Annotated in this window: 21 protein-coding genes; 7 read left to right on the top strand and 14 right to left on the bottom strand. The window is 50.3% G+C overall.

The window, feature by feature from the left end; translation table 11 throughout:
• Positions 1 to 37: 37 nt before the first annotated feature.
• The 4 genes from BLS62_RS08455 to BLS62_RS08470 form a co-directional block, all read right to left on the bottom strand.
• Complete coding sequence (locus BLS62_RS08455) at positions 38 to 706, bottom strand: DUF1906 domain-containing protein (RefSeq protein WP_093179328.1); 669 nt, start codon at positions 704 to 706, stop codon at positions 38 to 40.
• A 195-nt stretch (positions 707 to 901) separates the two neighbouring features.
• Positions 902 to 1561 carry a DUF1906 domain-containing protein gene (locus tag BLS62_RS08460; protein ID WP_093179331.1) on the bottom strand — a complete coding sequence of 220 codons (660 nt, stop codon included), beginning with the start codon at positions 1559 to 1561 and terminating at the stop codon, positions 902 to 904.
• A 120-nt stretch (positions 1562 to 1681) separates the two neighbouring features.
• Entirely contained in the window at positions 1682 to 3139 is a 1458-nt protein-coding gene (locus tag BLS62_RS08465) for an ATP-binding protein (protein WP_093179334.1), read from the bottom strand.
• Positions 3136 to 3864, bottom strand: a complete 729-nt coding sequence (locus tag BLS62_RS08470; RefSeq protein WP_093179337.1) for a response regulator — start codon at positions 3862 to 3864, stop codon at positions 3136 to 3138. Before BLS62_RS08470 ends, BLS62_RS08465 begins: the two co-directional genes overlap by 4 nt.
• Positions 3865 to 4136: 272 nt before the next feature.
• Here BLS62_RS08470 and BLS62_RS08475 point away from each other — a divergent pair, with 272 nt between their 5' ends.
• Positions 4137 to 5111, top strand: a complete 975-nt coding sequence (locus BLS62_RS08475; protein ID WP_093179340.1) for an EF-hand domain-containing protein — start codon at positions 4137 to 4139, stop codon at positions 5109 to 5111.
• A 79-nt stretch (positions 5112 to 5190) separates the two neighbouring features.
• Here BLS62_RS08475 and BLS62_RS08480 read toward each other — a convergent pair whose 3' ends face one another.
• Positions 5191 to 6780, bottom strand: a complete 1590-nt coding sequence (locus BLS62_RS08480) for a SulP family inorganic anion transporter (protein ID WP_093179343.1) — start codon at positions 6778 to 6780, stop codon at positions 5191 to 5193.
• Between the two features lie 1085 nt (positions 6781 to 7865).
• On the opposite strand from BLS62_RS08480, the gene BLS62_RS08485 reads away from it, so the two are divergent.
• Together BLS62_RS08485 and BLS62_RS08490 are read left to right on the top strand one after the other, a co-directional pair.
• Positions 7866 to 9038 carry an aminotransferase gene (locus BLS62_RS08485; protein WP_093179346.1) on the top strand — a complete coding sequence of 391 codons (1173 nt, stop codon included), beginning with the start codon at positions 7866 to 7868 and terminating at the stop codon, positions 9036 to 9038.
• Positions 9039 to 9093: 55 nt separating this feature from the next.
• Complete coding sequence (locus tag BLS62_RS08490) at positions 9094 to 10116, top strand: asparaginase (RefSeq protein ID WP_093179349.1); 1023 nt, start codon at positions 9094 to 9096, stop codon at positions 10114 to 10116.
• A gap of 42 nt (positions 10117 to 10158) precedes the next feature.
• Here the strand turns inward: BLS62_RS08490 and BLS62_RS08495 are convergent, their stop codons facing one another.
• The 6 genes from BLS62_RS08495 to BLS62_RS08520 all read right to left on the bottom strand — a co-directional run bounded on the left by BLS62_RS08495 (position 10159) and on the right by BLS62_RS08520 (position 18178).
• Entirely contained in the window at positions 10159 to 11529 is a 1371-nt protein-coding gene (locus BLS62_RS08495; protein WP_093179351.1) for a TIGR03808 family TAT-translocated repetitive protein, read from the bottom strand.
• A 27-nt stretch (positions 11530 to 11556) separates the two neighbouring features.
• Entirely contained in the window at positions 11557 to 12555 is a 999-nt protein-coding gene (meaB, locus tag BLS62_RS08500; RefSeq protein ID WP_093179353.1) for a methylmalonyl Co-A mutase-associated GTPase MeaB, read from the bottom strand.
• Between the two features lie 111 nt (positions 12556 to 12666).
• Complete coding sequence (locus BLS62_RS08505) at positions 12667 to 12987, bottom strand: heavy metal-binding domain-containing protein (protein ID WP_093179356.1); 321 nt, start codon at positions 12985 to 12987, stop codon at positions 12667 to 12669.
• 142 nt (positions 12988 to 13129) lie between these two features.
• Positions 13130 to 13888, bottom strand: a complete 759-nt coding sequence (locus BLS62_RS08510) for an ion transporter (protein WP_093188635.1) — start codon at positions 13886 to 13888, stop codon at positions 13130 to 13132.
• 130 nt (positions 13889 to 14018) lie between these two features.
• Complete coding sequence (scpA, locus tag BLS62_RS08515) at positions 14019 to 16184, bottom strand: methylmalonyl-CoA mutase (RefSeq protein ID WP_093179359.1); 2166 nt, start codon at positions 16182 to 16184, stop codon at positions 14019 to 14021.
• Entirely contained in the window at positions 16184 to 18178 is a 1995-nt protein-coding gene (locus BLS62_RS08520) for a methylmalonyl-CoA mutase family protein (protein WP_093188636.1), read from the bottom strand. Before BLS62_RS08520 ends, scpA begins: the two co-directional genes overlap by 1 nt.
• Here BLS62_RS08520 and BLS62_RS08525 point away from each other — a divergent pair.
• Positions 18173 to 18499 carry a hypothetical protein gene (locus BLS62_RS08525; RefSeq protein ID WP_143521532.1) on the top strand — a complete coding sequence of 109 codons (327 nt, stop codon included), beginning with the start codon at positions 18173 to 18175 and terminating at the stop codon, positions 18497 to 18499. The two genes, BLS62_RS08520 and BLS62_RS08525, sit on opposite strands and share 6 nt — an antisense overlap.
• A 440-nt stretch (positions 18500 to 18939) precedes the next feature.
• Entirely contained in the window at positions 18940 to 19641 is a 702-nt protein-coding gene (locus BLS62_RS32150; protein WP_093179365.1) for a LuxR C-terminal-related transcriptional regulator, read from the top strand.
• 85 nt (positions 19642 to 19726) lie between these two features.
• Here the strand turns inward: BLS62_RS32150 and BLS62_RS08535 are convergent, their stop codons facing one another.
• On the bottom strand, positions 19727 to 20116 hold the full coding sequence (locus tag BLS62_RS08535) for a hypothetical protein (protein WP_208990754.1): 390 nt from the start codon (positions 20114 to 20116) through the stop codon (positions 19727 to 19729).
• 386 nt (positions 20117 to 20502) lie between these two features.
• Here BLS62_RS08535 and BLS62_RS08540 point away from each other — a divergent pair, with 386 nt between their 5' ends.
• Both BLS62_RS08540 and BLS62_RS08545 read left to right on the top strand, forming a co-directional pair.
• Positions 20503 to 21891: a dipeptidase gene (locus tag BLS62_RS08540; RefSeq protein ID WP_093179367.1), complete on the top strand. Its 1389-nt coding sequence runs from the start codon at positions 20503 to 20505 to the stop codon at positions 21889 to 21891.
• 111 nt (positions 21892 to 22002) lie between these two features.
• Entirely contained in the window at positions 22003 to 22584 is a 582-nt protein-coding gene (locus BLS62_RS08545; RefSeq protein ID WP_093179370.1) for an LOG family protein, read from the top strand.
• 31 nt (positions 22585 to 22615) lie between these two features.
• Here the strand turns inward: BLS62_RS08545 and BLS62_RS08550 are convergent, their stop codons facing one another.
• The gene (locus tag BLS62_RS08550) at positions 22616 to 23521 is read right to left on the bottom strand and encodes a DMT family transporter (RefSeq protein WP_093179373.1); all 906 of its coding nucleotides are present in this window, start codon (positions 23519 to 23521) and stop codon (positions 22616 to 22618) included.
• A gap of 202 nt (positions 23522 to 23723) precedes the next feature.
• A complete protein-coding gene (locus BLS62_RS08555; RefSeq protein ID WP_093179375.1) occupies positions 23724 to 24386 on the bottom strand; it encodes a haloacid dehalogenase type II in 663 nt (220 codons plus the stop codon).
• Positions 24387 to 24673 lie beyond the last annotated feature (287 nt).

The raw sequence follows: 24673 nt of genomic DNA on the forward strand, positions 1-24673 counted from the left end.
CTGCGCAAGACCCTCGAGTACGTCTCTGCTTTTCGCATTAAGTTGAAGTGTTCTCCTGCGGCACAAGATGCGTAAAGCCGCCAAAATCTCCATTACTGAGATTGATTGTATTGCTATCAAATTCAGTCCCTGAAATTTTGACCGGTGAGCCTTGGAGAATGTTCCACTTTCTGGAAGCTCTGAACTCCTGATAATTGTGGAAGCCCTGTGACTGGCTCAACCACGTGAAATCCACCAGTCCATCCTTCAACGCGTTTTCACAGATCAAACCATTGGCGTAAACGCCGATCTTGTAAGGATTTCCTGCTGCTTTGAAGACAGCCATAATTGCCTGCAAATAGGGGGCGATGGAGTGGACATAATCGTAGTAGGACGCATCATAATCGACAGTAAAGTAGATGCCTGACCCCTCCGGCTGCGAGATGATTGTCTGTGCTTGACGAAGAGCTTCGCGAGCTTGCTGCTTGCCAGCAGCTTCAGTAAAGGCGGAGGGCTTGTCATTGCTGTCTTCATAAATCGTAATCACGGACAATCCGGCAGAGATGAGTTGCTGTGCCTCGGTCCGTTGCAGCCGTTTCCATTTGGAAAAGGAGTAGTAGCGCCCAACGGCCTTATAGCCCTTTTTTGCGATCGCGCTGGCAAGCACTTCCACATTTGCAGCTGTATCAACGGCAGGTTCGGTCTTGATGCCAAGTTCATCGGTCATTTTTTCTCTGCTTTTTCTTGTTGTTTGCAGAGGTGACGCATGAGGGAAAACGACTGTGAGAGATCGCGATCCGCTATAGTTAGCAAAACGCTACATATTGATTTGAAGTGGGATGGGGAAGTTCACACCCGTGCGCAGCTTTAATCTGACTGCACACGAATGCCCTAAACGGTTAGGCTGACCTCAACAGCAATATCAACATTTCCCAGAGGAAAGCCTGTCAAAGCCGCCATAACTGCCCAAGCTGCTATTCAGGGTATCATTGTCAAATTGAGTGCCGGAAAGGGTGACAGGGGAACCTTGAAGGATATTCCAAAATCCGGCGTCTTTGTATTGCTGATACCCATAGTAGCTTGTTGACTGGCTCAACCAAGTGAGACTGGCCAACCCTTCAAGTTTGGCTGCGGCACATACCAAACCATTACCGTAAATACCGATTTTGTAAGGGTTACCAAAGTCAGAGAAGACCTCGTTGATTGCAGCAAAATAGGGTCGAATGTAATGGGTGAAATCATACATTGATGCGTTGTAGTCAACGGCAAAATAGATGCCGGAGCCTTTGGGTTGAGATATGACTGCATCAGCTTGGTACAAAGCCCGCAAGGCCTGCTGCTCACCGCTAGTGGCGGAAAAATCGTCAGAACTGTCATTGCTGTCCTGATAGACCACAAAAATGGAAAGCCCGGCCGCGATCAATTGTTCAGCTTCAGTTGACGTAAGCTGTTTCCATGTGGACTTTGAGTAATACCGGCCAATGGCGGAATATCCATCCTGAGCAAGGGTCGTGGCCATATCTCCAACGTCACTCGCAGTATCTAGGCCAGCCAGAAAATTTGAGTTTGTTTTATCTGTCATTGCTTCTCTGCTTTTTATTGTTTCTGCAGAGCAATGACGTGACAGAGGAAAAGACCGTGAGAGATGGGCCGTCCCTATGGTTAGGGAAGGATTACGCCTCTCACACTCTGATTGGAGTAGTTAGAGCGGAAGTCGGACGATAGCGATCAAACCTTTTTCCGGTGCGTTCTCAAGGCGAATGGTGCCGCCCTGTGCATGAATAATGCTTCGAGTAATGGCAAGTCCAAGGCCAATACCACCTGTCTGCACATTCCTCGATTCCTCAAGGCGTACAAACGGTTCAAAGACATCTTCTAAGCGGTTCTCGGGGATGCCGGGGCCTTTGTCTGCGATGCGCACTTCAGCATGGTCATCATCAAGGCAAATGAACACTTCAACCTCGCCGCCATAGCGGATTGCATTACCAATCAAATTGCGGAAGGCACGTTTCAGGGAACCCGGGCGGCATTTCAAGACAACGCGGCTTTCGCTTTCCACGCCAACATGGTCGCCCATATCTTCATGGTCGTTGGCAATGCTCTCTAAAAGTCCTCCCAGATCAACAGACCGCGCCTCTTCCTGTGTCGAGGCATCCCGTGTGAAGGAGAGGGTCTCCTCCACCATGGCCTGCATCTCGTCCAGCGTGGCGATCATGCGTTCGCGATCTTCCTCATCCTCCACAAATTCTGCACGAATGCGGAGTGAGGTAATTGGTGTTCGCAGATCGTGACTGATCGCGGCAAGCATACGCGTTCTGTCAGCAATGAAGCGGGTTAAACGCTCCTGCATCTCATTAAAGGAGCGCGTCGCAGCCCTCACTTCAGCAGGACCCGCTTCGGGCAGTGGTTGAACCTCAGCGCCCCGGCCCAGATCATTGGCAGCGGCTGCCAGAGTCCGCAAAGGTTTCGTCAGGCGGTTGATTGTAAACCAGACGATAAAAATGATGAGCAATGCCATGATGATCATCGGCACAACAACAGGGGTGAGAGACCGTTGCGGGAGCTTGAAATTACTCTCGATATTCAGCCATTTGCCATTCATCAGCTCGATAGAGGCAAAAAGCTGAACGCCCTCTAAAGAGAGCCAGCGATAATTCTTAAAATAACTATTTTTGCGGTCATGCATGGCTTCCATGGGGCTGCGCGGTGCTTTGGCATGGTCCTCATTGGGTGAGCCATTCCGGTCACGGCTCTTCATCCAGCGATCCGGTTGGTCGCGTTGATTGTAAAGGACAGAAACACGGGTCCGACGTTGGTTATCAAAGCGCTGCTTCAGAAAGTTGGAGAGCATTTTTTCCATCCGCTCGTCGCCACTACTTTCGGTGACCACTGGCGTTTTGCCGATGGAGAAGTCTGTGCGGTTGTTAGAGACCGTGCGCAGCACTTGTCTCTGTAATTTGGGCGGTGTGGATTCGAGTAATCTGACGACTGCGGCAGTTCTCCAAAGAACGTTGTCACGGGCAACATTTGCCAGAGCCAGCTGCCGCTCTCTTCCCAACAGCATAAAGCTGGCTAACTGAGCAAATATGAGGGCTGCAAGCAGAAGGAGGATGAGCTGCGGAGCTAGACGACGTGGCAGGAGATAGCCGAGGATTTTCATAGAGTGTTTTCCGTGACTTCCCCGGTAAATGTATAGCCACCTCCCCAGACGGTCTTTATCAACTCAGGATTTCTTGGATCTGTTTCAACCTTCCGGCGCAGGCGTGACACCTGATTGTCAATAGAACGGTCAAAAACACCAAGCGAGCGACCTGAAGTCAGATCAAGCAACTGCTCGCGGGAAAGCACAACACGAGGACGTTTCAAAAACGCTGAAAGAAGCTGAAACTCTCCAGATGATAACGGCACGCTGACCTGACCGGGATCAATGAGTTCCCGGCGCGCGATATCAAGCACCCATCCATTAAAGGCGAGCTTTTCTGATTCAATAGGGTCACGCTCGCGCGGCGTACTGCTGGAACGACGCAAAACAGCGCGGATGCGGGCAAGCAACTCTCGCGGATTGAACGGCTTGGTGACATAATCATCAGCACCCATCTCAAGGCCAACGACGCGGTCCGTATCCTCAGCCATCGCAGTCAGAAGAATAACAGGGGCTTGGTTGGTCTCCACTAGATGCCTGCAAAGCGACAGTCCATCTTCACCGGGCATCATGATATCCAAAACAACCAGATCTATGGACGAGTTCTTCAAGGTCTTGCGCGCAGCAGCAGCGCTATCAGCCACAGTCGCACGCATATTGTTCTTCGTTAGATAACGAGCAAGGCTCTCGCGAATATCGCGATGGTCATCAACAATCAGAATATGCGCACTACTATAAGACATTAGTTCTCGCTGCTAACTTGGCTGCTTACGCCAAAAGGGGAGGCACCTAAAATTTCCTGACTAACTTATGCCGCATTCTGGCTAAGCGGAAAAGAGGAAGGCCTATGGAAAATGTATCAAAGTGTCACCACTGCGGTCTCTGCCAGACTCTGCGACAAAACAAGGGGTTTTCTGGTGTAGTTTTGCGACAGATAGCACCTAAGTTCATTTTATCGAAACTCACTCACACATTCCTCCCTTGGCAAGGGTTTTGAATTTACGGAGAATAAGACATGTTGAAGATGAAATCTATTTTTGTAGGGACTATGGCCGTTTTGATTGCAGGTACAGCTCTGGCTCCTTCTGTAATGGCAGCCCCTGGCGCAGGCGGACGCTCTGGCGACAAGATGGGCACTCAGTTCTTTTCCAATTTCGACACCGATAAAAACGGCACAGTCACACAGGCAGAAATTGACGCAGCCCGCACCGCAGATTTCAAAAGAGCAGACGCTGCTGGCAATGGCAATATTGGCCTCGAAGAATGGAAAGCATTCGCAGCAACACGCTCCACCGAGCGCGGAAATGACCGCTCCATCCGTATGTTCCAGCGCTTTGACGTTGATGGCAACGGTCAGGTCACCCGCGATGAGTTTGTCAATCAGACAGACCGCATGACAGCACGCATGGGCCAGATGAAACAGCGGATGGCTGATCGCGGTGCCAAAATGAAAGACGGCAAGGGCAGCTGGGGGCAGGGCTCCCGCGATGGGAAACAAGGCAAGGGCGGTTACGGTCACCACGGCATGCGCGGTGATGGTCCTCGCGAACAGGGTATGTTCGGCAAGGGCATGCACGGCGGTAAAGGCATGCGCGGTGAGATGATGGGCGCAATGAGGGCTCAGATTGATCTGGATCGTGACGGCAAGATCTCAAAAGATGAGATGACCAAACTTGCAGATAAACTCTTTGCAAATGGCCCGGTTGATCTTGCGGCATTCCAGAAAATCGCGACACAATTCAAACAGCCGATGTTTGTTCGTTCATTCCAGCGTCTTGATACAGATGGCAGCCTGACTGTGACACAGGAAGAATTCTTCGCTCCAACTGCAAAAATGCTGGATCGCATGGATCGGAACAATGATGGTGTGATTACATCAGCTGATTTTAACAAGATGAAGAAGCAGTGGCACAAAGGCCAGAAAGACCGCAAAGGTGGCCGTGATGGCCAGCGTCAGGGTCAGGGTCAGGGACAAGGCCAGCGCGGCTAAGCATCAAGCTTAAGCAGAACCTAACAAAAAAAGGCGGAGCTGGTTGGCTCCGCCTTCTCTATTCATATCTCAATTCGTATCACGCGTTATGCGGTTTAACTTCGGTATGCATCTCAGCATCATAGTCAACAGCAATACCGTAGTGCGGATCTTCCATGACAGCGACTTCAACCATGCCGCCAGCTTTGTGCAGCAAGTCTTTACAATCTGGAGACAGGTGACGCAGATGAAGGGTTTTACCAACCTGCTCATACCGTGTTGCAAGCGCATCAATGGCTTGCAGACCGGAGTGATCCACCACGCGCGAATTGATGAAATCAACAATCACGTCATCTGGATCAGACTGCGGATCAAAGATCTCCTGAAAACCAGCGGCAGAACCGAAGAACAACGGGCCTTCCAGCTTGTAAATCTTCTGGCCCTCAGAGTTGACTGTTTTGTGCGCATCAATGCGCTTGGACGCATTCCATGCGTAGGCAAGTGCGGAGACAATCACACCAACCACAACAGCGATAGCAAGGTCAGAATACACAGTCACGCCAGTCACCAATGCAATCACGATTGCATCGATACGTGGGATTTTGTGTAAGATCTTGAAGGTGTTCCAAGCAAAGGTGCCAATAACAACCATGAACATCACACCAACCAGCGCTGCCAGTGGGATCTGCTCAATCAATGAGGACGCAAACAGGATAAAGCTCAGCAAGAACAACGATGCAGCAATCGCTGCAAGGCGTGTTCGGCCACCTGATTTCACGTTGATCATAGACTGACCAATCATTGCACAACCGCCCATGCCGCCAAAGAAGCCAGTCACAACGTTTGCAGCGCCCTGAGCAAGACACTCTTTAGAAGCGCCGCCGCGTGTATCTGTCATTTCAGAAACAAGGTTGAGCGTCAAAAGGCTCTCGATGAGGCCAATAGCTGCAAGAATGACAGAGTACGGCAGGATGATCATGAAAGTTTCAAAGGTCAACGGAACCATCGGGATATGAAACTCTGGCAAACCGCCTGCGATAGGAGCCAGATCACCAACAGTTTGAACGTTAAGACCAAGGCCAATCACGATCACAGAAACAAGAACAATAGCTGCCAGCGGAGCAGGAATTGCGTTGGTCAGCTTTGGCAGGTACCAGATCACAACCATGGTGAGCGCAACAAGACCCAGCATCAGCATCATGTCCATGCCAGCCAGCCAGCTGGTAACGCCGGTTGCAGCATCAACGCTTTGGAACTGACCCATCTGCGCAAGGAAGATCACGATCGCAAGACCGTTTACAAACCCAAGCATCACTGGATGAGGAACCATGCGGATGAACTTACCCCAGCGTAAAACCCCGAAGATGAGCTGAAGAATACCCATCAGCACAACAGTGGCAAAAAGATATTCCACACCGTATGTGACAACAAGAGACACCATAACAACGGCAAGCGCACCGGTCGCGCCAGAAATCATGCCCGGACGACCACCGAAAACCGCGGTGATAATGCCGACGATAAAGGCTGCGTACAAACCAACGAGCGGTTCTACCTGAGCAACAAATGCAAAAGCGACAGCTTCTGGAACCAACGCAAGAGCAACTGTGAGGCCAGAGAGTATCTCAACTTTAATAATATTGGCTGTAAAGCCAGAGTTTTCGGGCGCGGGCGCCTTCGTGGACGAATGCAAGTAGCACCTCCAATGGGGTTATGGGTACTTTTTTGAATACGGGGCAAATCCTAGGCACGCACTGTGAAGCCCGTGTGAAAACAAGTCGTTTTCTGGTTAAGGACAAGAGCGATTAAGCTAGGACACCGCTGAAAAATGAGCGGTCTAAGTCTCCCTTTTGCGGCGCTTATACGTGACTATCGACAAAAAGGCTATCCCATCAACGTATAATAGCTATGCGTTTGAGGAGAGGGAGTGCGCCATGTATTCGTGGAGGATTGAACTCCTGCCTCTGGATCCCGCATCAAGTGCGGGAAGACGCTGAAGAGGATGACATAGTTTTGTTATTCTCTCAGTGTCAACCAAACTACCGCATCAACCAACCCTCCGCTGTCATCCCGGCCCCCGAGCCGGGACCTAGAGCCAAGAGTGCAATCCCTTCGGTCGCGAAAGAGCCCAAGCCGCCGCCATCTAAGCGATCCTAACAAAACCTTATCCCCCTTACCAAAACCTCCGCTAATCTAAATCCTGTGCCCACGAACACGGGCCGTGGCGGGCCGTCAGTTGCGAGTCGTGGGCCGGGTGGGGCTACTGATAAGAGGTAACGTATCTTTTCAGCTGGTCCTGTGAAGCAAACCTTAGGTGAGACTGCATGGCCTGAGGGGTGGGGACCAACCTGTTTGGCGTCTAGTGGTGAAAGTTAACCTCTCTTAGCGGTTAGCTGTCATGACAAGGAGATTTGCCTCGGCAAGAGGACTTGTCGGTCGCGTCTTACAGGATAAGGTCGAGTGCTTCATACCAAAAGCCCGGGCAAGGCGTGACAGCTGCTGCCGAAGACTCACATAATAAACATTGCGCAGGCAACACCTGCACGCCTTGCCACACTCGTTTATCGGGTTCATCGCTCCACACTGCACGGCTTGCCCTGCGGTGGTCTCAGTGCTTGCAGCTCCCAAACAAAAACCACACAAGCACGCATTGACCGCACCGCCGTCATTCCATGTGGAAATACGTGAAATATCCTCCCAATGCAGGCTTTGCAGGCGCAAAGCAAATCGTTAGCTTGTCGGGACGCAAAAGAGCGCCGCAGGCGAGGGAGAGCCCAGATGAAACCGACAAATTCCATATTTAGCGGGTTGGAAACAACGGTGTTTGAGCGAATGTCACGTCTGGCGATGGAACATAAGGCCATCAATCTGGGGCAAGGGTTTCCAGATGTTGACGGTCCGCAAGATATTCGTCAGGTCGCAGCTGATGCCCTGATGGAAGGCCCGAACCAGTACCCGCCTATGCTCGGTGTGCCGACGCTCCGCCAAGCCGTGGCAGACAACAACAAGCGCTTCTATGATCTGGATGTTAATTGGCAGACTGAGGTGATGGTCACCTCGGGCGCCACGGAAGCCTTGGCGGATTCCATATTTGCGCTGGTGGAACCGGGGGATGAGGTGATCCTCATTGAACCGCTCTACGATTGTTATCTGTCACTGGTAAAGCGGGCAGGCGCAACGCCGGTCTTCGTTCAGGTGCGACCACCAGAATGGAAACTGCCGGAGGAAGAGCTCCGCAAAGCATTCACCAGCAAGACCAAAGCGATCCTGCTCAACAACCCGATGAACCCCAGTGCAAAGGTGTTTAGCAAGGCAGAGCTGCAACTCATCGCAGACCTTTGCATTGAACATGACTGCTACGCCATTTGTGATGAGGTGTATGAACACATCGTCTTTTCCGATGAAAAACACACCCCATTGATGACTTTCCCGGGCATGCGGGATCGGTGTATTCGTATTGGATCTGCGGGCAAAACCTTTTCGCTGACGGGCTGGAAGGTGGGCTACATTACAGCTGCACCAAACCTGTTGGAACCGATTGCGAAGGCCCACCAATTCATCACATTTACAACACCGCCAAACCTGCAAAAAGCAGTCGCATATGGCTTGAACAAAGAAGATAACTACTACGCCTCCCTTGAAAGCGAGTTGAAAGCAAAACGCGAATTGATCTCAAAACCACTGCAAGACATGGGTTTCGATGTGCTGCCCTGTGAAGGAACATACTTCGTCACCTGCGATTTTTCTCCGTTGGGTTTTGATTGTGATGATGTGGAGTTCTGCCAGAAACTGGTGGAAGAAGCCGGTGTTGCAGCCGTGCCGATATCTGCATTTTACGGGACAGAGGGTCCACGCACGTTTCTTCGGTTTTGTTTTTGCAAAAAGAACAGTGTATTGGAAGAAGCACTGGGGCGCCTCCGAAAGTGGATGGGCGAAATGGCAATTTCCTGAAGAGGGAACAGCCAGAACCTTTGATTGCTAATCCAGCCTTTGGAAGTGAAAACTGATGGATAATCCTGTACTCGTTGAAGTAACACGCGGCAATGTTGTCGAGAGCCGCCATCGTGGGTCAATCGCGATCGTTGATGCCGATGGCAAGCTGGCCTACAGCGCGGGTGATGTTGAGCAGGGTATCTTTGCTCGCTCCGCGATTAAGGCCCTTCAGGCCATTCCAATGGTGGAATCTGGCGCAGCAGAAGCGCTTGCGTTTGAAGATGCGGAACTGGCTCTTGCGTGTGCTTCCCATAATGGCGAGCATGTCCATGCTAGTTCTGCACGCGTCATGCTTTTCAAGGCAGGTTTGACGGAGGACGACCTGATGTGCGGCACCCAATGGCCAAAGCACATGGACGACAGCGAAAAGCTCATTAAATCTGACGAGAGCCCATGTGCGTTGCATAACAACTGTTCCGGTAAACATGCTGGCTTCCTTGGTATGGCCAAGGTTCTTGGTGTTCCAACTCAGAATTACACAGATTATGACCACCCGGTGCAGCAGGAAGTACGCAATGTTCTTGAGCAAATGAGCGGCGGCATCATTGGCCGCGACACCTGCGGAACGGATGGGTGTTCCATTCCAACCTATGCCATGGAGCAGCAGAAAACCGCTCTGGCATTTGCTCGCTTTGCAACAGGCGTTGGCCTTGATCCAGTGCGCGCTAATGCGGCCGAAACCTTGTATGAGGCATGTGTAAACGAGCCCTACATGGTGGCCGGTAAAAACCGGTTCTGTACGGAGATCATGGACATTTTCAAAGGCCGTGTGTTTGTAAAGACCGGTGCAGAAGGCGTGTTCTGCGCAGCACTGCCAGAGCTTGGCTTCGGCGTGACGTTGAAGTGTGATGATGGGGCGGTACGCGGCGCTGAAGTGATGATGGCCTCTGTTATCAGATCCTTGCTGGTTCTTTCCGATGAGGAAGAAAAAGGCCTGCATACATGGGAGCACCAGCAACTCAAAAATCTTCGCGATATTCTCGTTGGAGAAGTCCGTCCGGTAGAAGACATCAAACGCCATCTGAAAGCGCTATAAAATCTCTGATAAGGCAGGGGAACCTCTCCTGCCTTGTTGCCTCTAACGAGAGCTTACCAGATTGTTGGAGACAACAATCGTTTCAGGCAAGCTATCCGCCAAAAGGGCCAAATCGCCACTTACTTGCTCATCCCAAGCATAACCCGCGATATTCACGTTGCAGTTTGCCAGCATATTTTGAGAGATCAGAGCTGATTGCTCTTTGGCTGCAAAGCTGACGGCAATTCCAATCGGCGCATTTCGGATCGTGTTCTGGCAGGCAATCAGGTTCCGCATATACGGCCCCCATCCAAGGTTGATGCCAGTTACGCGAGCATCTTCGATCACATTACCGGTTACGCTCGTATCCGCTTCAACACCAATCGCCACGCCAAAAGTTGGATTATCTACAGCATAAGGACCGGTGCCAGTAATATCGCGAAGCACATTGTTTGAGCACACAGCGAGGCGTCCACCCTCGCGGAAATTGGTAATGGAGATGCCATTGGCTGCGGTCTCAATCAGATTATTGCTGACAATGGCCCCTTGAAAGCCAAACTCGACAAACAGCGCAACTTCGCCGGACCGCTGGCAGGAGTTGCCCAATATCTGAACATTAGACGCTGCATTGGCCCGTATGGCAGAAAACGCGCAATCGCTGACTTTGTTGTTGGAGATGGTGATATCACCCGCACGAAACACATTGATGCCATTTCCGTTTTGGCCAGTACCACCGCTCTTGGCTGCTATGTTTGCAATACGGTTATTGGAAATGATCGTGCCATCGTGCCCGTCAGACCAGCGGTAGACGAGTATACCCCCGTCACCGCAATCATGGATGTTGTTCCCCTCAATGCTGAGCCCTGTAGCATTGTAGCTGAGGATCGCGGCCTCACTGATCGTGTTGATCTGATTTCCTGAGATGGACCCCGAGCACTGTTCCAGCACGAGACCAGACTTGGAGCTGCCGGTAATTGCGCAGGAGATCACCTCAAGCTCTTTACATTGTGAGAACTGGACTAACCCGGAAGTATCCTCTGAGAGTTTGGACTGGGCACCATCAAGCGTCAGATCTTGGAGGCGTATTGTATGAGCGTTATGGGCAGTGATCAGCTGCTTGTTGCCTGAAAGAATAAGGCGTGTATGCCCGCGAACGCCTTGAACCGTCAAATTGCTGGGGCACTTGAGGCCAGAGCAAAAGTACTCGCCAGCGCCAAGCTGAAGAATAGTCCCACTCGCAGCAGCGTTGTTCATCGCAGCTTGAAGCTCAGCTGTTATGTCACGCGGAGATAAAGGCGCAGGAAACTCCCTCACGACCGGACGCTGAGAAGGGGACGCATGTGCCTGCTTAGAGGCTATGAGAGAGCCCGCACCGGCAACAACACCTGCACCCAATACAGCCCGTCTGGAAAGAGTTTCATGTTCTGATGTCATAGTATCCCCGAGCGATCTTTAAGCCCCTTATATACCGAAGAGACTGGCGAGCTTACTGGCTGCTGCAGTTGCGGGCAGTCTGCCTGATTTAACGGCGGCTTCAACATCCGGCAGTGCAGATTTAATCTCTGGGTTTGCTTTCAAAGCTGTCTGAAGCTTCTCATTGAGCAGGCCCCACATCCACGAAAGCTGCTGCTCAGCGCGTTTTTTATCCCAGTCTCCGTTAGCCTGCATCCGTTCCTTGAAGATGTTGAGTTGGCTCCAGAGATCATCAAGACCTACATTGGCCAAACCGGAAATGGTAACAACAGGCGGAGACCAATGTTTGGAACGAGGTGTTAAAATGTGCAGCGCGGTCCTATATTGCGACGCGGCAAGGCGCGCGCGAGTAAGCCCATCCCCTTCAGCTTTATTGACGGCGATGAGGTCAGCAATTTCCAGAACGCCTTTCTTGATACCCTGCAATTCATCACCCGCACCGGGAAGCATCAGGGCGAGGAAAAAATCAACCATCTGCGCAACCGTTGTTTCCGATTGGCCAATGCCAACAGTCTCAACAAGGATCACATCAAACCCGGCCGCTTCGCACAGCAGCATACTTTCTCGGGTTTTAGCGGCAACCCCGCCCAATGTGCCAGCCGTGGGGGAAGGGCGGATATAGGCATTCCGGTCAACAGCCAGCTGTGCCATGCGGGTCTTGTCACCCAGAATAGAGCCGCCAGTACGGGTGGAAGAGGGATCAACAGCCAGAACAGCAACCTTGTGTCCGGCAGCTGTCAGGTTGGAGCCAAAGGTATCGATAGTCGTGGATTTTCCAACACCGGGAACACCGGTAATGCCAATGCGATAGGCCTTGCCTGTCGCATCCATCACCTTGGTCAGGAGCGCTTCAGCGTATTCGCGGTGCTCGCCCTTTTTGGATTCAACAAGCGTAATCCCGCGAGCAAGCGCAGCACGGTGCCCATTCAGCAATTGCTCAGCAAGAGTGTCAATGTTGTATCGAGGGGAAACGAGGGGTGCGCTCATTAAGGTCAGTCCACTAAGAAGAATCTCTCCTGCCAACCTTGAACAGATAGCGCTCCTTTGCAAGTCAGCGACTTGGAGAAGTTGTGGGGCAGAGACTGCCCCTTCAATCTCTTAGCGATAGGAAACTGCCGTACCAGTCGCCGTCACCATCAACATGGAGCCCTTGCCGCCAACGGTTTCATAATCAATGTCGATGCCAACCACAGCATTAGCTCCCAAACGCTCAGCTTCCTCGGTCATCTCATGAAGGGCAATTTTACGGGCTTTCTGCAACTCTTGCTCATAGGCACCCGAGCGACCACCAACAATATCGCGAATACCGGCAAACAGGTCTTTAAAGATGTTCGCGCCCAGAATTGCCTCACCATGAACAATACCTTTGTAATCGGTAATCTCTTTGCCCTGAATGGTGTTCGTTGTCGTCGTAAGCATATGTAATCCTCTAATGCATCTTCCCGAAAAGCAATAAGCTTTAATCGAACAGCCCGAGCCTATGAAACTCATAGACGCTGAGATTGATGTAAGGAGTTATCTGGCAAATTCCAGAGCATGTGGGAAGCCTTATGGGGGTTGTTTAACTATCAATGGAATCTTTTTGAAGCTGTATTTCGTGTTTTAGCTCTATGATTTCAGCGTGCAGGCCGTCGATTTTCTCAAGCAGGAGTGTAAATTCACGAGGGTCATGAGCTTCGTCACCCTTTAGAAAGAAATTTGCAACAATGGCACCTGTAAGCGAGGCGAAAAGACCAACTCCTATCGTCATCACAAAAGAAGCTATAATACGCCCTTCAAAAGAGACCGGATAAAAATCTCCATAACCGACGGTCGTGATTGTAACAAATGACCACCAGATAGCGTCTTTTAAATTGAGAATATTTGCTCCGCCTACGCCTTTTTCGGCCTGCAGTATCGCAATCGCTGCGAGGATGATCATAAGGATAGAGCTAATGAAAACCAGCGTGAGCATACTGTTTGTCTGACTATTAAAGAGGCTTCTTGCGATCGTGCGTGATGCCCGCAAAGCTCTGAAAATTCTAATGAGCCGGATGATGCGTCCATAGCGAAACGGACCAATGAGCGGAATACTGGAGATGAGGTCTATCCAACCCCACTTCATGAACTCAGCCTTGCTTTCTGATTTCATGAGACGAACGAAAAAGTCGATCAGGAATATGCCGCATACGAGGGTGTCGGCGTACACTAATAAAAGTACTGTTTCAGAATCCAGCGCCATGCTCTCTTGAATTAAAAGAGCTGTTAGAACATAAACTGACAAAATAAGCACAAAAACATCAAACAGATGACTTTTGCTTTTGTTAGTTTTTTTCATCATCGAAAAGTCACCAGAATTGAAGAATACAGTTCTGGACATACATCAATATAAACTGCAATCATACGTAGAATGCAGGAATGTTCCCCAGCTACTCCAGTAGGATGCAACTGGGGATCGGCCTAAGTATTGATCACTCAGCAGCCTTTTGTGGTCCGTATCCAAGCTTTTGGTTGAGCTCGTGGATCAGCCCTTCAGCTGCCTCTGAAATAACCGTTCCCGGAGGGAAGATCGCTGAGGCGCCGGAGGCATAAAGTGCATCGTAATCGTGCGGTGGCACAACTCCGCCAACCACAATCATAATGTCTTCACGTCCCTCATCCGCCAGAGCCGTCTTCAGCGCCGGGACGAGAGTGAGATGCCCGGCTGCAAGAGAGGAGACACCGACGATATGAACATCGTTTTCAACCGCCTGACGAGCTGCCTCTTCTGGAGTTGCAAACAATGGCCCGATATCAACGTCAAAGCCCAAATCCGCAAAAGCAGAGGCAATCACCTTCTGACCGCGGTCATGTCCATCCTGTCCCATCTTAGCAACGAGAATGCGTGGGCGGCGACCCTCATCCTCTTCAAAGGCCTCGACAAGGTTCTCGATTCTGGAAATGTTTTCAGACATTGCACCAACCTCGCGTTTGTAAACGCCAGCAATGGATTTTATCTCTGCTTTATGGCGACCAAAAGCGTTTTCCATCGCCAGAGACATTTCGCCAACAGAGGCTTTTGCACGAGCTGCCTTGACACAAAGATCAAGCAAATTGCCGTCACCAGAGCGCGCCGCGTCTTCCAATGCTTTCAACGCTGCCTGAGTATCTGCCTCAATGCGCTCCTCACGCAAGCGCTCAAGCTTCTCAATTTGTTTGGCTCGAACGTCAGCATTGTTGACTTTCAAAACCTCAAGCTCTTCTTCGCGATCAGGGCGAAATTTGTTCACGCCAATAACGCTTTGGGTCCCGCTGTCGATGCGAGCCTGCGTTTTGGCAGCAGCCTCTTCAATGCGGAGTTTGGGAATACCCTTCTCAATCGCCTTCGCCATACCGCCAAGGCTTTCGATTTCTTCAATATGAGCAAGAGCTTTTTGAGCGAGATCAGCCGTCAAGCGTTCCACATAGTAAGACCCGCCCCACGGATCGATGGTCTGTGTGGTTCCAGTTTCCTGTTGCAGGAACAACTGCGTGTTCCTTGCAATGCGAGCTGAGAAGTCTGTCGGGAGAGCAAGAGCCTCATCCAGCGCATTGGTATGCAGTGACTGCGTATGCCCCTGTGTGGCCGCCATAGCCTCAACAGTGGTGCGAACAACGTTGTTGAACACATCCTGTGCGGTCAAAGACCAACCAGAGGTCTGTGAGTGTGTCCGCAGGGACAAGCTCTTTGCATTCTTCGGTTGGAAGTTTTCCTGCATCAACTTTGCCCAGATCAACCGGGCAGCGCGCAACTTGGCAACTTCCATAAAGAAGTTCATGCCAATCGCCCAAAAGAAGGACAGACGAGGCGCAAATGAATCAATATCCATTCCAGCAGCAACACCAGCTCGGGCATACTCGATGCCGTCAGCAATGGTGAAAGCCAGTTCCAGGTCTGCCGTCGCACCCGCTTCCTGCATATGATAGCCGGAGATGGAAATAGAGTTGAATTTCGGCATATGCTGGGAGGTATATGCAAAAATGTCAGAGATGATGCGCATGGAAGGAGCTGGCGGATAAATATAGGTGTTGCGAACCATGAACTCTTTTAAAATGTCGTTCTGAATAGTCCCCGAGAGCTTTTCGGAGGGAACACCTTGCTCTTCAGCAGCCACAATATAAAGCGCCATAACGGGCAGAACCGCACCGTTCATAGTCATGGAAACGCTCATCTTATCCAGTGGAATGCCGGAGAACAGCGTGCGCATATCGTAGATGGAGTCAATCGCCACGCCAGCCATGCCAACGTCACCAGCAACACGGGGATGGTCACTGTCATACCCGCGGTGTGTCGCCAGATCGAAGGCAATGGAGAGACCTTTCTGGCCGCCCGCTAGATTACGCCGATAAAATGCGTTGGAATCCTCAGCTGTTGAGAACCCAGCATACTGCCGAACAGTCCAGGGCTGTTGAACATACATGGTTGGATAGGGACCGCGCATATACGGCGGCATTCCCGGCCATGTTTTCAGATGGGTCAGCCCTTCTATATCCTGAGGACCATACGCTGGTTTTACAGCAATATCCTCTGGTGTCTTCCAAACCGGTTGCGCGTCAGTTGCAGCAAAAGCAGCACAGTCCTTGTAATCAATCTTGGTATAATCAGGAAACAAGCTCATCAAATTGCCTCCACTTCATCAGCAAGTGAGACGCCGATAACCTCAAAACAATTTTTGAGTTCAGCAAGAATATCGCAGCCTTGGCATAGAGCAGCATCAAGGCCATTCTCAGTCAGTTCCTCTAGAAGATCTTTCGGGCGTCCGGCGATTGTAACCCGCAGGGCGCCAACAGCCTTAAGGCCTTTCAGAACATCAAGAGCTTGCTCTTCGTAAACTTTGTCGGAGGAGCATATACAGGCAATCTTAGCTTCACTAATGCGGAAACACGCCATCATAGCGTCAATGCTATCAAAGTGTTTGTCGCCAGCGTTGATAAAGCCGCCAGTGGCATAAAAGTTACTCGCGAATGTAGCACGCGCAGTATGCTGGGTTACAGGGCCGAGAGTTGCCAAAAAGACTTTTGGCGGATTGCCCTGTGTTTCAGTGTGATCATCAGCTTTATCTCTGAGCAACTCAAATGGAGTTGCAAGGCGAACCAATTCTAACGGAGGGCAATCATTAACACCGACCTGAGGCCGACTCGCCTGAATGTCGACGAGACCCGCACCATCCACAAAGGCTTGGGCGATGGTTTCGATCAACTGACCATCTGGTGTCGGATCTGGCAAATCCCGACGAGAGGCACTTTCACCAATATCATCAACCTCGACGTGCAAGACCTCAACATCAGCTTCACCAAGGTTCGGAAAGGCACTTGTTCCCGTGATTGGATGGCGGCCAGTGGCGACGAGTTGGTCTTCGTGCTGCCGAGCGGCATGGACATCCTTATGGATGACACCAGAACAGAGAGCTTGAAGGATGCCGCCTTCTTTCTCAATCTGCTGGAAGTAATCCCAGGCCGCTTTTGCCAGCTCTTCTGTGCGTTCTTCAATCAGACCGCTGCCAGCAGCAGGGTCACTCACTTGAGCAAGATTGCTTTCTTCCATGAGGATGAGTTGGGTGTTTCTGGCAATACGCCGCGCAAATGCATTAGGTAAGCCAAGCGGCAACGTGAACGGAAGAACATTGACACTGTCAGCTCCACCAATGCCTGCAGCGAATGCAGCTACGGTTGTTCTCAGCATATTCACCCAAGGATCACGCTGGGTCATCATCCGCCAGCTTGTCTCCATATGGATTTTGAGTGGCTGGAAAGGCAGGTCCGAGACATCAAGAAGACGCGCCCACAACTGCCGCATAGCGCGTGCCTTGATGATTGTGCCAAATTGATCTGCACTGGCACTTAAGGATGCAGACACACTGCCTGTCAGATAGTCGGGAGAAACAGCACCATTCTCAAATGTACGCAGGTAGTAAAGTAAGCTTGAAAGAGCAAGACCGAGCTCCTGCACGCTGTTTGCGCCAGCATCGTGATAGCAGCGGCCATCTCCACGAAGGAGCGTGCCTTGAATACGGTTCTTGTGTGCATATCCAAAGAGGTCCTGCGCTCTCAGTTCAAGACGCGTAAAACAATTATTCACACGGCCTGCACGGGCAAACAGGCTAAGCGGGTCAGAAACACCATCAACGGTTAGCCTCTCTGGACTAACCCCTTTTTGCTTACAGGCCTCAACGAGAAGAGCAAGAGCTGCACTGCCCTCATATCCGCACTCAAGGCGGAAATTGATGAGGTCAGGCTCAACACCCTCCAATAATTTGAGGAGGTCGTTCAACCGTTGCACGCTAAGACCAGCACCAAACGCCCGGGAAGAGGAGGGAAGAACAAGCTCGATACCGTCGGCTCCACCCTCAAGATCTTCGAGTATTTGCGTGTTTGCCTCAGGAATATCGGGATGATCACTACGTTGAATGATCTTCCATGGGCGAGAAGCCTCCCTCAATTGCAGTGGAGCACTGTCCATGTGACCTTGGTAGATTGGCTTAATCTCAAGACCACCAGCAACTGATGTATTTAGTGCATCAAGCGTCGCGCCTTTGAGAGCGCGGAGTGCGGATGCTTCCCAGTCGCTTTTCGAAGCGTCTAGAAAATCACTTGGAAAATCAATGTTTTGCATATTCATCCCGTGTCCTTCCAGTCACTTTATACGAAGGAACTTGCAGTAGTTTCAAGCTATGCGTTTGGACAAGATTGGAAAACAACCAAAGAGAATACCGTACAAGTTGAAAAACTATCAATGCTACAAAGACTAGATAGTTTTCGCATTAGTCCAATTTATCCTAAACTTGTCGCAATTGACCCTAGGGCATGTAACGCTGTTACTATTGCTGAGAGCTGGACAATAGTCCCGTATTATTTCGAGAAAAATATGGGACAGAACGCAGAAAAGCTCTCAGTCAAATCTGTTGGAGTAGTGAGTTTTATGGGGCAACAGTGAGAATTACATTCAGAGCACTCTCTGAATACTAGGAGGTAAAGTGGTATCCCTCCCTGAAATAGGACTGTCGGGATTGCAAGGTGGACCATCAGAGTAGGATGATGTCTGCATTGAGATAGCGACAATACCAGAAGATTGACACAATTTGTAGGCTATCGGCAGAAATTCAGTCGTAACTGCTCCTACAAATACGTCAGGAAAAGAGCCTGAGCGATACAGCTCATTCATTGCAAATTGACCGGACCGGCCAAGCAGCAATTAGTAACGAGTTCTAGTCTGATTTTCTGTCGTCGTCTGAGATTTTCCAAATTTACCTGCGCAAACAATGAGTTTGCGAATATTCGTTGGCATACCTCGGTATGTCATGTGGGCAAGTGCGTCTTCAATTCAGCAACGCAAGAGCGAGCGTAACGCTGGGTCGAACCGGGAAGGCAGGGCAAATGAACGATACTTCAGATATCGAAGCAAAGGTAAAAGCGATATCAGATGCAAGGGCTGCAAAACCCGTGCTTGATATTGTGGAATCTTATTTACGACGGTTGGGAGCTTCTCATATCCTGATTACAGGGCTTCCTATGCCGAACAGAACCATCGACAGCTTGGTTCATCGGTTCCGTTGGCCAGATGAGCGCAATGGTGGTGTTGAGCGGACCACTTTAAGCGCGGGCGACAGTGCATTGATGCTAGGGCTCTCCGGTAATCGGCCGGTGGTTTGGCCCGTTTCCAGTTCCGATCCTTCAAGCTCCGAGTTGTTTGCAGCAATAGGAGAGGGCGCGCGGGTCATGGTTATTCCCGTTGATGCGCTTCATCCATTCCAGGCTATGGTTGTTGGAGCTGGTCATCAAATCACACCTGAGCCTTACGATCTGGCATCGCTTGAGATCGTGTGTTCAGCGGCTTTCAGAAGGCTTTTTGAGCTTGGAGTCATCTCCGATCAAAGACCGGGTGACCTTTCTGCCCGTGAACGCCGCGTTCTTGAGCTGACTTCACTGGGTAAAACGGCCCATGAAATTGCAGAGTTGCTCGAAATCTCACAGAGAACTGTGCATGCACACCTACAAAACGCGAGTGCAAAACTGAATGCTTCCAACAAGACCCATACAGTGGTTGAGGCACTTCGTTACGGTCAGATCAAAATTTGATCCTGTTCAGTTCTGACTACCGGCATTAAAGCAGGTCTCCATTTCGGGAGGCCTGCTTTGTTTGGCAGAGAGATTTGGAAAGAGGCTATGTTATTTCCGCCAGTCCGGGAACACGGGCGATAATTTCGTCGGCCATCTCAGGCCCAACTCTCTCGCGCGTATAACCTACGGTCTCTTTCGCGACATCTTGAATTTCCTGAACACTTAAGCCCAAATTTGTCATCTCATTCAATGCAGCTAGCACACCTACACTCGCATTCATTTTGCTTGCAAGGCCGCCAAATAGTCCCTTGTTCTCAGTTGCTTCATCGATAGCGAGAAACCCTTCTGCAGCAGGGAATGCTGCTAAAAGTGCTTCTAGTTCTTCTTTAGTACTGTTTTTTGCAATGAAATTGAGGATGACGCCGACAGCAGGTTCCACCTTGGATGGTTCCAGCCCGGTCTTTTCAGTAATACGATCGACAAGTGTGTGCATAGTGATCTCCAGTCCCCTATTGGATCGAGTGCAACGATCAACGGGTTATTATGATAAAACAACAGCATAGACATGACTTTATGTGGCAATGCTTTCCATTGGTCATAAGGGACTTGTCTAAACCTGCTTCATTCAAAAACGTCACAAACTATCGGACATTTATGGGCGTCCTGCTGTTAATGTGAGTATCTTCTATGCAGATTAAAAGAGTTTAACTGCTTATCACATTCCTTTATCTCAGGTTTACAGGTGGTTTCAGAGGCAAACTCATAGCCTTGCTTGCAAAGTTTATGATAGAGCTTTTATGAATCTCATATTTGCGCAGCAGCCTGCGTGCTTCCCATATTGCAGGTGAAAAATTTACCTGAACTACAAAGGAATTTGTGATGTCGAATGTGGACAAAGTCCTTGGTCGCATTGATCAAAACTTGGATGCGAGCCTGGATAGATTGTTTAATCTTCTGCGCATCAAAAGCATCTCCACCGATCCTGAATACAAAGGTGATTGCCGCGAAGCTGCCGAATGGATGGCGCGCGAACTAACATCAATTGGTATTCCATCTGAAGTGCGCGACACCACCGGCCACCCTATGGTTGTCGGCCACCGCGTTGCTGATGGAAAACCCGGCCCCCACATTCTGTTCTATGGACACTATGATGTTCAGCCAGTGGATCCCTTGGAATTATGGAACGCAGACCCATTTGAACCAACCATGGTCACCCGCGAAGACGGTTCTAAGATGATCGTGGCACGCGGTGCAAACGACGACAAAGGTCAGATGATGACATTCGTCGAGGCTGTTCGTGCATGGATCGAAGAAACCGGCGATATTCCAATTAATATTTCCGTGCTTCTGGAAGGTGAAGAGGAAAGCGGATCTCCGTCCCTGCAACCATTCCTTGATGCGAATAAAGATGAGCTGTCCAAAGATCTGGCTTTGGTGTGTGATACTCAGATGTGGGATAAAGATACCCCGGCAATTTCCGTCATGCTGCGTGGTCTTGTCGGTGAAGAAATCACTCTAAAAGGCCCGGATAAAGATCTGCATTCCGGTATGTACGGCGGTGCTGCTCGTAACCCGCTTCATGTGCTCTCCGATATGATTGCAGGTCTGCGGGATGAGAATGGGCGCATTACCCTTCCAGATTTCTATGATGGCGTTCTTGAACTCCCAGAAGATGTCAAGAAAATGTGGGAGAACATGGGCTTCTCGACCGAGGAATTCCTCGGTGGCATTGGCTTGAAGGAACTGGGCGGCGAAAACGATCGCTCTGGTCTGGAGCAAATCTGGGCACGCCCAACCTGCGAAGTAAATGGCATGTGGGGTGGGTATACTGGCGCGGGCTTCAAAACTGTCATTCCAGCAGAAGCACATGCCAAAGTTTCCTTCCGTTTGGTTGGCGATCAGGATCCTGAAAAAATCAGAGACGCGTTTCATACGTATCTGAAATCCAAAACCCCAGACGACTTTGAATTGGTACTGCATCCGCATGGTGGAGACGGCGCTCTGCGCATGGACTTTGATGCACCTGCACTGGCTAAAGGTCGTGAAGCTCTGACAGCAGAGTGGGGCAAACCAGCAGCATTGATCGGATGTGGTGGTTCAATTCCTATCGTTGGTTGCTTTAAGCGCACACTGAATATGGATAGCCTGCTGATCGGCTTTGGTTTGGATGAGGATCAAATCCACTCACCAAACGAAAAGTATGAGTTAACGAGCTTTCACAAAGGCATACGCTCCTGGGCTCGTGTGCTCGCCGAATTGGCGAAATAAAACCTATAGGAACCTCTCTGGCTTATGACCTGCTTGTCTTTGGTCGGAACAAAAGCCAGAAAGGCCTCCTAAGTTTATAACGCCACAGGCAAAACCGACTGGAGAGAATATATGGCGTCCATCTGCGTATTTTGTGGATCATCTGTCGGGAAACGCCCCGAATACGAAATTGCAGCACGTCTTTTAGGCACAGAAATTGCCAAACGCGGCAACACTCTGATTTACGGCGGGGCTGAGGTCGGTTTGATGGGCATCGTTGCCAATGCCGCGCTTGAAGCCGGCGGTAAAGTTGTCGGTGTCCTGCCCGAGGCTTTGGCAGCGAAAGAATTGGCACATCGTTCTCTGACAGACCTCCACATTGTGGGTTCAATGCACGAGCGCAAGGCAATGATGGCAGATCTGTCCGATGGATTTGTTGCTTTGCCAGGTGGTATCGGCACGATGGAAGAACTGTTTGAGGTTTGGACATGGGGCCAGCTTGGCTATCACAACAAGCCTTGCGCGCTCTACAACGCCAATGGCTTTTATGGCCGTATGCTCGCCTTTTTGGATTTCATGTCTGAAGAAGAGTTTATGAAGAAAAAGCATAGAGACATGCTGTTGGTGGATGACAATCCGGGATCGCTTCTGGACCAGATTGAGAACTACCAAGCACCTCTCGGCCATAAATGGATCACCCGCGCTGAAACTTGATTTTCGATTTTGCAGGGCCGGTAGATTTAAACTAGTCCTGCAAATATCTTGGGAGGCGCGAAGGTTCGTTCATCAAATAGAGCGCACCCAATAAGCATATAAAACCAAGCGCTTGAGCTAGTCCAAGCGGTTCAGAGAACACCCAGAATCCTGTCAGGATCGCTAGTCCAAATTCGATGAAACCGGTTGTATAAGCTGTTTTTCGTCCGGACTTGTCGGAACTACCATACGCAAGCAGAAGCTGCGGCAAGAGACCTGCAACAAGTGCAAGGCCGAAGATGGGCAATGCAATCGATCCAGCGGCCTCACTCTCCCACAGCTGACCGTCAATGAGCATTAGCGGTAGGGCTGCCAAAATCGCACCGGTAAAAATGCAGGCAGCCATAGCAAGAGATGGCAAATAACTGGGAGCTCTGCGGCTGACCAACTGTAATCCACCATAACACAAAGGTCCGATGAGGCCGATTGCAACAGCGATTAGATCAAGATCGGCCAGTGGTGTACTCGCTAAAATAAGAAGCAGTGCAGACGCCACCAATGCAAGGGTTAGTCTATCGCTGCTTCTCAATTTGACGCCGCCGATACGCCTCAAAATTACAAGCAGGGCGGGGTAGGAAAAAAACAGACTGGCAGCTAGAGAGATTGGCAATGCGCTCAAAGCATAAAAGTAGCTCCAGGCGCCCAAACTCATGATCATGCCAAACAGCAGGTATTGGCGACTGCTTGGGCCGGATTTCAAAGCCTGTGGCAAGTAAGGTGCGAGAAGCACAGCAGGCAAAACGTACCTGAGTAAAACAGCAGCACCGGGTGAAATGCCCGCAGCAAAACCAACCTTGGCGAAATAAGGAATGCTGCCGAAGCAAATTGCACCCAACCCAAGCGCAATTAAGCTGGCGATGCGATGCCCAGAACCATCACTGTTAAATTCAGAAAACATATATTTTAGATAGTACCGAGTGCTTTTGCCAAATCTATGAGCCACTTAATTACTATGAAAGCTTTGCCCTTGGAGAGCAAGGTGATTTCACTTGGCTTAGAAGCTGGGTATTGGAACACCACAGAAAACCAAATTGGGGCCAAGGTGTAAGGCTGTAATTGATGATCACAGCCTTACCTACACAATCGGGACTGTCTTGGTTTTATCCCAACGAAGGCAAGCCGCTGAGGTCTTTCAGGACAGCAGAAGGGGACAAATCTGTATATTCATCTGGCATCTGAGCCCGGTTGATCCAAACAGTTCGCATCCCAAACTTTGAAGCACCTGCTACATCCCATCGGTTTGAAGATTGGAATGAGATGGCGTCCGGGTAGAGGCGGAAGTGAGTTGTGACCAGATCATAAACCTCAGGATGTGGTTTGTAGGTCTTTACAGGGTCAACGGAAAACACGGCATCAAAGTAATCCGTAATTCCTGCATTTTTCAAAGCACCATCCATCATCTTCATAGGTGCATTGGAAAGGATCGCAAGTTTTGAGCCTTGCTCACGGAGCTCTTTGAGAACTTGCGGAACCTCTGGATAACAATCCAGCTCCCAATAGGCAGCCAGCAGCTCATCGCGAGCGGCTCTGTTGGCCTCGGGAACAAGATCGAAGGCGGTATCCAGAGCCTGCACAGTTAGTTCCCAAAAGTCGACATATTGGCCCATGAGAGACCGAACCCACGAATACTCAAGTTGTTTTTCCCGCCAGATTGACGAAAGTTTTTTACCTTCAGGGCCCACTGCACCAATGTGTTTTCTGGCTGCGGCATGCACATCAAAAAGGGTTCCATAGGCATCGAATAAATAAACTGAGTGGCTCATCTCTGGTCTCCGGCTCCACACCAAGCATCAAGATTGGCGAATTCCAATACTCCTAAGAAAACCTTGTGTCGGCGGTTCGTCAAGGCTTGGTAAATACGTGTTCCCCATGCTTTGGATGAACAAAATTAACATTTGTTCCCTGTTTGCAACAAATTCCGTCAAATGTGGTGCAGGTCCAGTGAAAGCCTGTGGGTTTCTTTAGCTCCCACGCAATTAAATTGCGGCAATCTCATATGTCTTCACGTTAAAACTGTGCAAAAGAACTGCGAAATTGCTCTATACAAAAA

The organism is Pseudovibrio sp. Tun.PSC04-5.I4 (genome assembly GCF_900104145.1).
GTDB lineage: Bacteria > Pseudomonadota > Alphaproteobacteria > Rhizobiales > Stappiaceae > Pseudovibrio.